Source organism: Streptomyces rubiginosohelvolus (genome assembly GCF_014649875.1).
Classification (GTDB): domain Bacteria; phylum Actinomycetota; class Actinomycetes; order Streptomycetales; family Streptomycetaceae; genus Streptomyces; species Streptomyces rubiginosohelvolus.
In genome coordinates this window covers 178,526-191,758 of sequence record NZ_BMTW01000009.1, presented here as the reverse complement: position 1 = coordinate 191,758, position 13,233 = coordinate 178,526, and the positions used below count along the sequence as shown (strand labels likewise).

General features: G+C 73.6%; 11 protein-coding genes. 4 read left to right on the top strand and 7 right to left on the bottom strand.

Features of this window, described 5'->3' with window-relative positions; all coding sequences use genetic code 11:
- Positions 1-94: 94 nt before the first annotated feature.
- Entirely contained in the window at positions 95-1,462 is a 1,368-nt protein-coding gene (locus IE134_RS21275; protein WP_030711806.1) for a cytochrome P450, read from the bottom strand.
- 220 nt (positions 1,463-1,682) lie between these two features.
- On the opposite strand from IE134_RS21275, the gene IE134_RS21270 reads away from it, so the two are divergent.
- Entirely contained in the window at positions 1,683-2,408 is a 726-nt protein-coding gene (locus IE134_RS21270; protein WP_126932359.1) for a GNAT family N-acetyltransferase, read from the top strand.
- On the opposite strand, the gene IE134_RS21265 is transcribed toward IE134_RS21270, so the two are convergent.
- The 4 genes from IE134_RS21265 to IE134_RS21250 form a co-directional block, all read right to left on the bottom strand.
- Positions 2,384-2,833, bottom strand: coding sequence for a hypothetical protein (locus tag IE134_RS21265; protein WP_126932360.1), 450 nt, complete (start codon positions 2,831-2,833; stop codon positions 2,384-2,386). The genes IE134_RS21270 and IE134_RS21265 overlap by 25 nt on opposite strands.
- A 122-nt stretch (positions 2,834-2,955) precedes the next feature.
- Positions 2,956-3,813 (bottom strand): hypothetical protein, encoded by an 858-nt coding sequence (locus IE134_RS21260; RefSeq protein ID WP_098020625.1) that lies wholly within the window; start codon positions 3,811-3,813, stop codon positions 2,956-2,958.
- Positions 3,813-5,093: a VWA domain-containing protein gene (locus IE134_RS21255; protein ID WP_126932361.1), complete on the bottom strand. Its 1,281-nt coding sequence runs from the start codon at positions 5,091-5,093 to the stop codon at positions 3,813-3,815. Before IE134_RS21255 ends, IE134_RS21260 begins: the two co-directional genes overlap by 1 nt.
- Before the next feature lie 110 nt (positions 5,094-5,203).
- Positions 5,204-5,830: a TetR/AcrR family transcriptional regulator gene (locus IE134_RS21250; RefSeq protein ID WP_229823678.1), complete on the bottom strand. Its 627-nt coding sequence runs from the start codon at positions 5,828-5,830 to the stop codon at positions 5,204-5,206.
- Positions 5,831-5,983: 153 nt separating this feature from the next.
- Between IE134_RS21250 and IE134_RS21245 the strand changes: the two genes are divergently transcribed.
- Entirely contained in the window at positions 5,984-7,633 is a 1,650-nt protein-coding gene (locus IE134_RS21245) for an ABC-F family ATP-binding cassette domain-containing protein (RefSeq protein WP_189431378.1), read from the top strand.
- Between the two features lie 6 nt (positions 7,634-7,639).
- Positions 7,640-8,818, top strand: coding sequence for a macrolide family glycosyltransferase (locus tag IE134_RS21240; RefSeq protein WP_189431375.1), 1,179 nt, complete (start codon positions 7,640-7,642; stop codon positions 8,816-8,818).
- 4 nt (positions 8,819-8,822) lie between these two features.
- On the opposite strand, the gene xylB is transcribed toward IE134_RS21240, so the two are convergent.
- Positions 8,823-10,307, bottom strand: coding sequence for a xylulokinase (xylB, locus tag IE134_RS21235; protein ID WP_126932364.1), 1,485 nt, complete (start codon positions 10,305-10,307; stop codon positions 8,823-8,825).
- A 241-nt stretch (positions 10,308-10,548) separates the two neighbouring features.
- Between xylB and xylA the strand changes: the two genes are divergently transcribed.
- Entirely contained in the window at positions 10,549-11,715 is a 1,167-nt protein-coding gene (gene xylA, locus IE134_RS21230) for a xylose isomerase (protein WP_030711772.1), read from the top strand.
- Between the two features lie 181 nt (positions 11,716-11,896).
- Here the strand turns inward: xylA and IE134_RS21225 are convergent, their stop codons facing one another.
- Complete coding sequence (locus IE134_RS21225) at positions 11,897-13,144, bottom strand: ROK family protein (RefSeq protein ID WP_098896066.1); 1,248 nt, start codon at positions 13,142-13,144, stop codon at positions 11,897-11,899.
- Positions 13,145-13,233: the final 89 nt, after the last annotated feature.

Sequence of the window (13,233 nt, the reverse complement as noted above, 5' to 3'; positions counted from 1 at the left end):
TCCGGCGCCCGGCCCCCTTGAGGGGAGCCGGGCGCCGACTCGACTGATGTGCGCCGGCGCCCGGCCCCTTCCCGAGGGACCGGGCGCCGTCCCGTCAGCGCGCCCGGACCGTCGCCGTGACGTCCCGGTCCGGCTGGAGCGTCAGACCCGTCACCGGCGTGATCTCGCCCGGGTCGACGTCCAGGGTGAAGCGGCGGGCCAGCACGGCCAGCAGGAGGACCGCCTCCACCATCGCGAAGCGCGTACCGATGCAGACCCGGGGCCCACCGCCGAACGGGAACCACGCGTACTCCGCGATCTCGTCGCCGTGCTCCGCGTCCCAGCGCTCGGGCCGGAACTCCTCCGGCTCCGGGAACCACCGCGCGTCGCGCTGAGCGGACCACTGGCTGGTCCACACCCGGGTGCCCTCCTCGATCGGCAGGCCCCCGATCACCGCCCCTTCCTTCGCGACACCGGTGATCAGCCACACCGCCGGGTACAGCCGCAGCGTCTCCTTCACCACGGCCTGGGTGTACGTCAGCCGGGCGTAGTCATCGAAGCCGGGCTCCCGGTCGCCGAGCACCCGGTCCAGCTCCTCGGCGAGCGCGTCGCGCACCCGGGGGTTGCGGCCGAGCAGATACCACGCCCACACCAGCGTCGTACTCGTCGTCTCGTGACCGCCGATGTACAGCGTGACCGTCTCGTCGCGGATCTCGTCGTCCGTGAGGTGCGTCCCGCTCTCGTCGACCGCGGTGAGCAACCGGCTGAGCAGATCGGGGCGTTCCTCCTCGCCGTCCCGGTGCCGGGCGACCACCCGGCCCACCTCGGCGTCGATGACGGCGGCGGCCTTCTTGATGCGCGCCCGGCCCGGCGTCGGCACCCAGTCGGGGAGCAGCGCGCCGATCCCGGCGAACTCCTTACCGATCTCCATCTGCGCGACGTCCATCGCCCGGCCCATCGCCTCGGAGTCCGCCGGGGTGTCGACGCCGAAGATCGTGCGCACGGCGATCTTCTGCGTCAGCGCGGCCATCTCCTGCTTGACGTCGATCCGTTGGCCGTCCGACCAGCGGTCCGCCAGCTCCACCGCCGAGTCCGCCATCGTGGCCGCGTACGACCGGACCTGCTTGGGCCGCACCGAGGGCTGCACCAGCGAGCGTTTGCGCCGCCAGTCCCGGCCCCGCGCCACGAGCATCCCGTTGCCCAGCACCGTACGGAAGGCGATACCGAGCTTCGGCTGGTCGAAGGTGTGCTCGGTCTCGGTGAGCAACTCGCCTATGCAATCAGGGTCGGAGAGGAATACGCACCGGTTGCGGCCGAACCGCCAGCGCACCATGTCCCCGTGCCCACGCAGGAGTTCGAAGAAGGCCAGCGGGTTCTTCCCGAACTGCGGCAGATTCCCCACCAGCGGCAGCCCCTTGGGCCCCGGCGTGAACGCGTGGCCGCGAGGCTGGGTGTCGAGCGCCGGACCGGTCTGCGTGGACATCGAGGAACTCCGCTCCCTGGGGCGCGCCATTGCCGACGCGCAACCGTTCGAACCCCATCGAACAGGATGGGGGTGGCACTCCACCAGGGCGTCGGCAGGGCGTGGCCGGAATCCGCCAGACGCCTTACGGAGTACGCGAGTTGTCGAGGGTAGCCGCAGCCGCCCACGGATTTGAACAGGGATTGCGGGCGGAGTTTCGTCCCCGTGCGAGAATCCCGCCATGCCGATGGATCCGCTCGTCTCCCGGGCCCGTGCGCTGTGGCAGGAGCTGGCGGCCGAACCGGGCGCCGCCTTCGGAACTCCCGGCCGCCCGACGGTCCTTGTCGCCCCGGACTCGGCCCTCGCGCCGCCGTCCTGGGTGGGAGTCGTGGCTGTCGGGGACGCCGCGCTGATCACCGCGCCGACCGACCGCGCCGCGGATTCCGTACGTTCCGCGCTGACCGGCCTGACGACCGCCGCGCTCACCGACCCCACCACCGTCGCCCGACTGCTGCCGGTGGCCGACACCCTCGGCCCGGCGGCCCTGGGGTACCTGGCCCCGGACGCCCTCCGCCCGGCCGGACGAACCGGAGCCTTGGTCACGTGCCTGTCTCCTGAACATGCCGCGCTACGAGCGCTGTTGGCGGAGGCGGGCCCGTCGGACGCGGGCGAGAGCGGACTGGCGGACGTCACCTCACCGGTGTTCGTCGTCCGCCGGGGCACGGAGGTGCTCGCCGCCGCCGGGTACGAGCACTGGCCGCGCGACACCGCCCACCTCTGCGTCCTCACCGCGCCGGACGCGCGGGGCCGGGGCCTCGCCCGGCAGGCGGCGCACGCGGCGACCGCGCACGCCCTCGCCGCCGGCCTGCTGCCGCAGTGGCGGGCCCGGCCGCCCGCGTCCCGCCGGGTCGCGCGGGCGCTGGGCTACCGGGAAGTGGGCCGTCAGCTGAGCGTACGGCCGGCCTGAGCGGATCCGGAGCCGTCCTCGCGCACCACCGCTACCGCCTGCCGGGGCACCACGACGATCTGGACGTCGTCCTCGTACACGACCCTGCCGGGATCCGCGGACTCCAGTCGCTCGCACGGCACCCCGTGCGCGGCCAACAACGTGAGATAGCCCGGGATCCGGTCCAGCAGATGGGTCGCCGTCCTCTTGAACCAGGCCACGGCCCCGGGGTTCACATCAGGGTCGTACACCGTCGGGTCGACCCGCGAGGGGTCGGTGTACGCGGTGTCGTACCAGTCGTTCCCCGCCCGCCAGAAGCGATGCTGCTCCTCGCTGAGACGCCCTTCCCGCGCCAGCCCGTTGGCCAGGGCGAAGATGCCCGGGAAATGGCCCCGGGGGCTGCGCTCGGTGCTCTGGAACCGTACGTACGTCGTCGTTCCGTTCATCTCGTTCCTGTCCACCGGGACGTTTCCCGGCCTCGACGATCCCGCCCTTGCCGGGAGCCAGGATCGCCCAGGCCGGGGGAGAGCCGCCACAGCCGCCACGCAGGTGCGGGCCGTCCCGCCTGTCAGACGCCGGGCGGTACGTGGGCCGGGCGGCCCCGGCCACGCGTCAGCGAGTAGCCGAACACGGCTGCCAGCGCCGCGAGTACGCCACCGCCAACGGTCCACAGCCAGCGGTCGGTCCACCAGCCCGAGGCCCAGCCGTCCTCGGGCTCACCGGTGGCGAGGGTCCGAGGCGCGGCCGAAGCGGGTCCATCGCCCGTCTCGCCCGCCGAGGCGACCGAGACCCCCGGCACGAGAGGCTCGGCGAGGCTGCCGCCCCCGTCATGGCCCCCGCCCAACTCCTCGATGCTCGTCTTCACTTCCACGTCGACCGGCAGCCCCAGGTCGGCGGCGGGCAGGTCCACCACCGTGAGGCGGATGTAGTAGCTGCCGGGCAGCGGGTCGTTCGCCCACGGCTCGGACCAGGCCCGCACGGGGCGCAGGACGCAGGACAGCTCGACGGTGGCCGCGTCGGCCGCGGCCTTACGGGTCTGGTGCCCGTACATGCAGGCCTGGCGGCGGCGCAGCCCGTCGTACACGTCGACCTGCCAGGTGGACGTACCGCGCCGGGCGGCGCTCCCGGGCAGCTTGACCGTGGCCTCGACGGTGGGCCGCTGACCGGCGTCGGCCGGGAACACCCAGTACAGGTAGTCGCCGGCCGAGGCCTGGGCGGTGCCGGACTGGCCCTGCTTGAGGGCGGTCGCCGTACGGAACGTGGTGCCGGCCTCGGTGGGTCCGGCCTCGTCCCCGGCGGGGCTCGCGCTCGCCGACGGGTCGTCCGCGAGTGCCGGGCCGGCCGTGGTGAGGAGGGTCAGCCCGGCGAGCAGCGCCCCGGTGAGCGCGAGCCGTATGCCGCGCGTGCGGCGAGGGGTTGTGGTCATCAGTTCGTCCTCCAGACGGCGACACGCCAGCGCGAGAGCCAGCCGGTCAGCAGGCCCGCGACCAGTCCGGTCAGGACGAGCACGCCGAGCAGCCACCAGCCGCGGCCGAGCCCGAAGGCCGCCACGTCCGATGCGTTGTCCGGGCCGTCCACCAGATCCACGGTCAGCTCGACCGGCAGGCCGGGGGAGCGCTTCACCGAGGTGGGCGCGGAGAAGGAGTGGGCGAGCTGGAGGCAGACGGTCTCGGCGGCGGGCTTGCCGTCGCCGTCGTCACCGTCCTCCGCCTCGGGCTTCGGATAGCGCAGTCCGGACGAGATCACATCGGTACGGCCGGTCCCGGCCTCGGAACCCCGGACGATCTCACGTCCGTGCGTGGTCACCGCACGCAGCAGGACCCCGTAGTCGTTGTCCACGGCACGGTCGGCCGCGACGCTCGCCGAGGCACGCAGCTCCTGACCGGGCAGCACGTCGACGCGGTACCAGCGGTGTTGGCCGATCTCCGAACGGTCGGTGAAGAGACCCGGCTTCAGCTCGGGCGCACCGGAACAGCTCTTGGCCCCCTCGGTCGCCACCGGAGTGACGACGGGCTCGGCCGCCCGGTCCACCAACTGCTTGACCCGGCCCGAGAGTTCTTCCTTGTGCTGGACGGCTGTGTACGTGCCGCCGGTGGCCTCCGCGATACAGGTCAGCTGCTGGCGGATCTTGGCGTTGGGCACCAGACCCAGGGTGTCCACGACCAGATGGGTGCCCCGGGCCGCGATCTCCCGGGCCACCTCGCACGGGTCGAGCGGCCCGCAGGTGTCCTCGCCGTCCGTGATGAGCACGATCCGCCGCGAACCGTCCCCGCCCTCCAGATCGTCGGCAGCGCCGAGCAGGGCAGGGCCGATCGGGGTGAACCCGGTGGGGGCGAGGGTGGCGACCGCGGTCTTGGCCTCCGTACGGTCGAGCGGGCCGACCGGGTAGAGCTGCCGGGTGTCCTTGCACCCGACCTTGCGGTCCTCACCCGGGTAGTCCGCACCGAGCGTCCGGATCCCGAGCTGAACCTGCTCGGGCACCGCGTCCAGAACATCGTTGAACGCCTGCTTGGCAGCGGCCATCCGGGACTGACCGTCGATGTCCCGGGTGCGCATGGAACCGCTGACGTCGAGCACCAGCTCGACCTTGGGGGAGGGGGCGGCGGGGGCTTCGTCGGCGGCGGCGGGGATCGCGGTGCCGAGCCCGGCGGCCAGGGTGGCGAGCGCTATGCCCACCCCGGCCGTCAGCCGTTTTCTAGTGATCATCGCCGGATCTTATGGAAGATCAGTTCGTATTCCCAACTGGGGGCTTCGGGGTCCGGGGGCCCCGGCCGCCGACGGCTTCTCCGGCCCGCTGTCAGGCTCGTCGCCCGCTGTCAGGGCCCGTCCCCCGGCGCCGGGCGGGCGAACGCGCCGGCCGTGGCCGCCAGGGCCGCCGTGGTCGCCGCCTGTGCGGCCAGGTGAGGGTCGGGGGCGGTTCGCAACAGCACCAGCTGGTGGTACAGGGGCGCGGTGGCGGCGATCAGCAGCGGCCGTGCGGCCGTGTCCGGCGGGAGTTCGCCCCGCTCGACAGCGCGCTCGACGATGGCCTCGCAGCGCTGGTAGCGGTCCTCCCACAGCCGTTGCTGGGCGTCGGCCGCCCGCGCGGAGCGGAACGAGGCGGCCACCAAGGCCTGCGGGATCGACGGGCGTACCACCAACGAGTCATGGATCTCCCCGTTGAGGGCCGTCAGGTCGCCTCGCAGGGAGCCCGTATCCGGCGGAGCCCAGTCGTCCTCGCCCGCCGCGTCGAGGACGTCGGCGAGCAGGCCGCCGACGTCCTGCCAGCGCCGGTAGACCGTGGTCCGGTGCACCCCGGCACGGGCTGCGACGGCCTCCATCGTGAGCCCCTCGTAACCGTGTTCGCCGAGTTCGGCACGGACGGCGTCGAGCACCTGGGCCCGAATGCGGGCGGTGCGGCCGCCCGGCCGGCGGTCCGGCGCGCCGTTCGGTGGCGGGTTCACAGGTAATCCGGTTGCCCGGTGGTGGTGGTCATGGCAGCATCTTAAAGCAACAGTTGTCGCACTAGTGGAGTCGTCGATGTTCCTCCGAAGCTTTCCCCCGGCCTCGCGGTCCACCGCCACCGCCTCGTCCACGACAGCTTCGGAGTCGCCCGTATGCCCACCCAGATCACAGCGCTCGCCGTCAGCAAATCCTTCGATGGCAAGCCCGTCCTCGACTCGGTGACCTGCTCGCTCGCGCGGGGCGAACGCACCGGCATCGTCGGTGAGAACGGGTCCGGGAAGACCACCCTTCTGCGGCTGCTCGCCGGACGGGAGAGCCCCGACGAGGGGCGGATCGTCGTGCGGGCCGACGGTGGCGTCGGGTACCTCGCCCAGGACGAGGACCTCCCGGCCGGCATGACGGCGCAGCAGGTGATCGACCGGGCCCTGGGCGATCTCCGGGCAATCGAGGCCCGGATGCGCCGCCTGGAAGCGGTGATGGCCGAGGGCGACACGTCGGCGCTGGACGCCTATGCCGACGCCGTCTCGGTCTTCGAACTGCGCGGGGGCTACGACGCCGACGCCCGGCTGGAGCGGGCCCTGCACGGACTCGGTCTGCGGCAGGTCGACCGCACCTCGACCATGGGCGCGCTCTCCGGCGGCGAGCGCGCCCGGCTGCGGCTCGCCGCGGTGCTGGCGGCGGCCCCGGAGGTGCTGCTTCTCGACGAGCCGACCAACCACCTGGACGGGCCCGCCCTGACCTGGCTGGAGGAGCACCTGCGCGGGCACTGGGGCACCACGGCGGTCGTCTCGCACGACCGGGGCTTCCTCGAACAGGTCACCTCCAGCCTCCTGGAGGTGGACGGTGACCGGCACGACGTCGCCCGGTACGGAAACGGCTACACCGGCTACCTCGCCGAGAGGGCCGCGGTCCGCCGGCGCCGGCGCCGGGACCACGAGGGGTGGTGCGAGGAGACCGACCGGCTGCGCGACACGATCGCGGGCACGGCACGCCGCGTGGCCCCCGGCCGGCCGATGAAGGACGGCGACAAACTCTCCTACAACCAGGCCGGCGCTCGTGTGCAGCAGTCGCTGGCCGGTCGCGTCCGCAACGCCGAGGAACGGCTGCGCCGCCTGCTGGCCCACCCGGTACCGGCCCCGCCCGACCCGTTGACGTTCTCGCCCGCGCTGCACGCCACACCCCTGACCGGCACAGTGATCGACGCCGTCAAGGTCTCCGTCGCGGGCAGACTCGGCCCGGTCGACCTGACGGTCCGGGCGGGCGAACACCTGCTGATCACCGGCGAGAACGGCGCGGGCAAGAGCACCCTGCTCCGCGTACTCGCCGGTGAACTGGCCGCCGATCGGGGGCATGTCGTCCGCCGAGGCAGGATCGGCTTCCTCCCGCAGGACCCCGCGCCCGGCTCGCCGCACGAAACCCTGCTGGCCGCCTACGCCCGGGGGCTGCCGGGGGAGCCGGACGAGCACGCCGAACGGCTGCTGGCGCTCGGGCTGTTCGACTGCGCCCGGCTGTCGGTGCCCGTCGGCCGGCTCTCCACCGGACAGCGCCGGCGGCTCGCCCTGGCACGGCTGGTCTCCCGTCCCGCCGACGTCCTGCTGCTCGACGAGCCCACCAACCACCTCTCGCCTGCCCTCGCCGAGGAGTTGGAGAGCGCCCTGTCCGGTTTCACGGGCGCCGTCGTCCTCGTCAGCCACGACCGGCTGCTCCGGCGCCGCTGGCAGGGCACCCGACTGACCCTGCGGGCCGCGCGCGTGCCCGTACTCGAAGGCCCGGGCTTCCGCGCCCCTACCCGAAGCGAGTGATCACCCTTGTCCCGGCACCGTTCCCACATCGCGATCATCGGCGTCCCGATCGTCAGTCACGTTCTGCCCGGTCTCGGCATCGTCCGGGAGCTGGTGGCCCGCGGCCACCGGGTCACCTACGCCAACGATCCGGCCCTGGCCGACCGGATCACCGCGACCGGTGCCGCGTTCGTCCCGTACACCTCGACGCTGCCTGTCGCCGACGACAACTGGCCGGCCGACCCCGTCGCCGCGATGAACCTCTTCCTCGACGACAACGTCCAGGCGCTGCCCCCGTTGCGCGCCGCCTACGACCACGACCCCGCCGATCTGTATCTGTATGACATCGGCTCCTACGCCGCACGCGCCCTCGCCGAAGCACAGGGGCGGCCCCTGATGCAGCTGTCCCCGTCCTTCGTCGCCTGGGAGGGATACGAGCAGGAAGTCGGCGCCCACCTGCGGAACCTGCCCGGCGCGACCGAGCACCGGGAGAGGTTCGCCCGCTGGCTGGCCGACTGCGGGGCGACCACCCTCGATGTCGACGCCTTTTCCGGCACCCCGGCACGGGCCCTCGCGTTGATTCCCCGGGCCATGCAGCCCAGCGCGGACAAGGTCGACTCCCGGAGGGTCACCTTCGTCGGACCCTGCCCCGATGCCGACGGCGACACCGGCCGGTGGATCCGGCCGGAGGCGGCCGAGCGCGTCCTGCTCGTCTCCCTCGGCTCGGCCTACACGCACCGGCCGGAGTTCTACCGCCAGTGCCTCGCCGCGTACGGAAACCTCCCGGGCTGGCACGTCGTGCTCCAGATCGGCAAGCACACCGACCCGCGTGAGCTGGGCGAGATCCCGCCCACCGTGGAAGTGCACCCCTGGGTTCCGCAGCGGACGATCCTGGCACAGGCCGACGTCTTCGTCACCCACGCCGGAATGGGCGGATGCGGCGACGGCCTGCGCGCGGGTGTCCCGATGATCGCCGTGCCCCAGGGTGCGGAACAGTTCATGAACGCGGACCGGCTGGTGGAGCTGGGCGTCGCTCGCCGCGTCGACACCGCCGACGCCACCGCCGAAACCCTGCGGGCCGCCCTGGACTACCTGCGCGCCGACCCGGAGGTGGCCCGCCGATCCGCACGCCTGCGCGCCGAGGCCCTGAGCGAGGGCGGCACCCCGCGTGCCGTACGCCTGATCGAGGAGATGCTGACGCCCTGAGACGTCACGGACCGCCCAGCAACGGCTCCGACGCCCGCTCCAGGACCGACGCGACCCGCTCCCAGGTCTCCGTATCCCGTTCCACCGGCGGCAGTTGACGGTCCGTTCCGGACTGCTGCCAGGCCGTCGCCAGCGCCACCGGGTCGCCGCCGCCCGCGGCCGATGCGGCCAGTGCCGCCGCGCCGAGGGCGACCAGTTCTCCGCTGCCCGGGATAACCAGCGGGCGCCCGGAGAGGCGGCGTACCGTCTCCACCCACATCCGGCCCTGCGCCCCGCCGCCGATCAGGCGCAGCGGGCGGGCGGCGACCTCGGGGGCGGCCGGGTCGAGGCCGCAGGCCGACAGGAGTTCGTCCGTGGCGCGCAGCACGGTGACGGCCGCGCCCTCGTAGGCGGCGCCCAGCAGTTGCTGCCGGGTCGTGTCGTGGCGGAGCCCGGTGAGGAGGCCGGAGGCGGTCGGCAGGTCGGGGGTCCGTTCGCCGTCGAGGTACGGGAGCAGGACCGCCTCGCCGCCGGGTGCCGCGTCCTCGCGGTCCAGGCCCAGCAGGGCCGCCACCTTGTCCACGGCGAGCGTGCAGTTGAGGGTGCAGGCCAGCGGGAGGTACGTGCCGTCGGCGGCGGCGAAGCCGTTGAGCGAGGGGGACGTGGGGCGGGTGCGGGAGGCCGCGAACACCGTGCCGGAGGTGCCGAGGCTGAGGGCCGGGTGGTCCAGCAGCCCCGCGCCGCCGAGACCGAGGCCCACGGCGGCGCTCATGTTGTCGCCGGTGCCGGCCGCCACCGCGATGCCCACGGGCAGGCCGAGCGCCTGTGCCGCCGCTTCGGTCAGCGAGCCGATCCGGGCCGCCCCGGTGGGCGCCACCTCCGGGAGCAGGGCAGCGTCGAGGCCGAGAAGGTCCAGCAGTTCGGGGTCGTACGCGCCGGTCGCGGTGGAGTACCAGCCGCTGCCCGAGGCGTCCCCGGGGTCGGTGGCGGCGACACCCGCGAGGCGCTCGGTCAGGAAGTCGTGGGGGAGCCGGACGCCCGCCGCGTCCGCCGCGCTCGCCGGGTCGTTCTCCCGCAGCCACTGCCACTTGGAGGCGGTGATGGACGCCACCGGCACGGACCCGGTCCGCGCCGTCCAGGCTTCCGGTCCGCCGAGCGCCTCGGTGAGCGCGGCGGCCTGCGGCGCGGAGCGGGTGTCGTTCCACAGCAGCGCGGGGCGCAGCGGGCGGCCCGCCCGGTCCAGCACGACGAGCCCGTGCTGCTGCCCGGCCACCGCGATCCCGGTGACCGCGCGGGCGGGGAGTCCGGACTCCTTCAGCCCGGCGGCCACCGCCTCGCACAGCGCCCGCCACCAGATCTCCGGATCGCTCTCCCGGGCCCCCGCCTCGCCGGTGACCACATGCGGGGCGCGCCCCACGGCGAGCTGCTCGCCGGTTCCGGCGTCGATGAAGGCTGCCTTGGTGGACTGGGTCGAACTGTCCACGCCGATGACGACGGCGGGTGACGGCATGGGGGCCTCTTTCGCGCTGCGCGTGCTGGGTACCTGGCATTCGCGTGCCGATCATTCGGCTGCGGCACGAACAAATTACGGGATGCGTGAGCCGCTGCACAGGGGGTCGCACGTGTTCCGCACTGCCAGGGGGTTCCGTGCCCGGGGTGCGGTGTGCTTGATTAGTCATGACACTGAACAAATAGGGGTGCCGGGCTCGCCGCCCTGCGTCCCGACGGCAGGCGAAGGCGGTCGGACGACGATGACGGAACGCTTCACCCCCACCCCCGAGGACAAGTTCAGTTTCGGCCTGTGGACCGTGGGCTGGCAGGGCCGGGACCCCTTCGGCGACGCGACCCGCGCGGCCATCGACCCCGTCGAGTCGGTCCAGCGGCTCGCCGAGCTGGGCGCCTGGGGTGTGACCTTCCACGACGACGACCTGATCCCCTTCGGCGCGCCGGAGACCGAGCGCGAGAGGATCGTCAAGCGCTTCCGGCAGGCGGTCGACAGCAGCGGTCTCGTCGTGCCCATGGTGACGACGAACCTCTTCACGCACCCCGTCTTCAAGGACGGCGGGTTCACCGCCAACGACCGCGACGTACGCCGCTACGCGCTCCGCAAGACCCTGCGCAACATCGACCTCGCCGTCGAGCTGGGCGCGAAGACGTTCGTGGCGTGGGGCGGCCGCGAGGGCGCCGAGTCCGGCGGGGCGAAGGACGTCCGCCTCGCCCTGCACCGGATGAAGGAGGCCTTCGACCTGCTCGGCGAGTACGTCACCGAGCAGGGCTACGACCTCCGCTTCGCCGTCGAGCCCAAGCCCAACGAGCCGCGCGGCGACATCCTGCTCCCCACCATCGGCCACGCCCTTGCCTTCATCGAGCGCCTGGAGCGCCCGGAGCTGGTCGGCGTCAACCCGGAGACCGGGCACGAGCAGATGGCCGGGCTCAACTTCCCCCACGGCATCGCCCAGGCCATGTGGGCGGACAAGCTCTTCCACATCGACCTCAACGGCCAGTCCGGCATCAAGTACGACCAGGACCTGCGCTTCGGCGCGGGCGACCTGCGTCAGGCGTTCTGGCTCGTCGACCTGCTGGAGAGCGGCTACGAAGGCCCGCGCCACTTCGACTTCAAGCCCCCGCGCACCGAGGACTACGACGGCGTCTGGGCCTCGGCCGCGGGCTGTATGCGCAACTACCTCATCCTCAAGGAGCGGGCCGCCGCCTTCCGCTCCGACCCCGAGGTGCGGGCCGCGCTGCGGGCCTCCCGCCTGGACGAACTGGCGCGCCCGACCGCGGGGGACGGCCTGGCCGAGCTGCTCGCCGACCGCACGGCGTACGAGGAGTTCGACGTGGACGCGGCGGCGGAACGCGGTATGGCGTTCGAGGCGCTGGACCAGCTCGCCATGGACCACCTGCTCGCCGTCCGCTGACGTACGGGGGGACCCATCATCGGGTGGGCCAGGACAGCCGGCGTACCGGGCGACTCACCGGGTGGGCCGGGGCGGCTGACGCGCGGGATGCCACACCGGCGGGCCGGGGCCGCTGACGGACCGGCTGAGCGGGGGCTGGAGCCGGGCGTTCCCGGCCCCGGCCGCCGGCCCCCGCCTCCGCTCACCCGCCCGCCGGCTCCGCGTACGCCACCGGATCGTCCAGCACGTCCTGCACCACGAGCGCCGCCGCGCCCCGCGCCGCGTCGCCCGCCACCGACGACGCCCGCAGCCGGCCGCTGCCGGGCGACCAGAGGCCCGACACCACCCGGCCCGTCAGCTCCTCGTCGGCGGGCGGCGCCAGCCACGGCATCAGGCCCCGGTAGATGCCGCCGAGCACCACCGCGTCCGGGTCGACCAGATTCACCGCCCCCGACAGCACCCGGCCGAGCATCCGGCCCGCCTCACCGATCGCCGCCACCGCACGCGGGTCCCGCGCCCCCGCGCGCCGCTCCAGCTCCAGCACCCCGGAGGCGCCGCCGATCCCCTCGATCCCGGCCGCCCGCAGCAGCGCCGCCTGTCCGGCGTACTGCTCCAGGCACCCCCGCGAACCGCACCGGCACTCCGGACCCGCCGGATCCACCACCACATGGCCGATCTCCCCGGCGAAACCGTGCGCCCCGCGCAGCAGTTCGCCGTTGAGGACGAGCGCCCCGCCGACCCCGATCTCCCCGGTCAGATAGAGGAAGCTGCGGACGTCCCCGAGCCCGCCGAACCACAGCTCGGCCAGCGCCGCGAGATTCGCCTCGTTCTCCGAGGCGACCGGCAGCGCCGGCCGGCCGGGGCGCAGGGCGGCCAGCGCGTCGGCGAACAGCTCCTGCGCCGGGACCTCGTTCCAGCCGAGGTTGGGGGCCTGCCGCACCGACCCGCCGGAGACGAGACCCGGCAGCGCCAGCGCCGCGCCCACCGGACGCAACTCCTGCTCGTACGCCGACTCCAGGGTCCGCGCCGCGAGCCGGGCCGCCCGCGCCAGCGCTTCCCCGGCGGGCGCGCCCCGGTTGTCGAGGTGTTCGGTCTGCCGGACCCGGCCGGTGCCCGCCAGATCCACGACGCACACCGAGACGTAATCGATGTTGATCTCCACACCGAGCCCGGCCAGACCGGTGCGGGCCACCTTGAGCGCGGTGCCGGGGCGGCCGGCCTGGCCGCTGAACGTCTTGCCCGACTCGGTGAGGAACCCGCTGTCCATCAGCTGCTCGACGAGCGAGGACACCGCGGCCCGGGTCAGCCCGACCCGGGCGGCCACTCCGGCACGCGTGGCGTCGCCTCGCTCGCCCTCGTCCCGCACGGCACGCAGTACCAGGCTCAGATTGTGCCGTCGCACGGTGTCCTTGTCGGCCTTGGGCCCCAGCGGAGTGAGGATGCTCTTCATATCGTCGCCGAGCCTATGTGATGCGGGGCTCCGGGAGGACGGTACGAGAACGGCGGCCCCGGCCATCCGGCCGGAACCGCCCCTCGTGG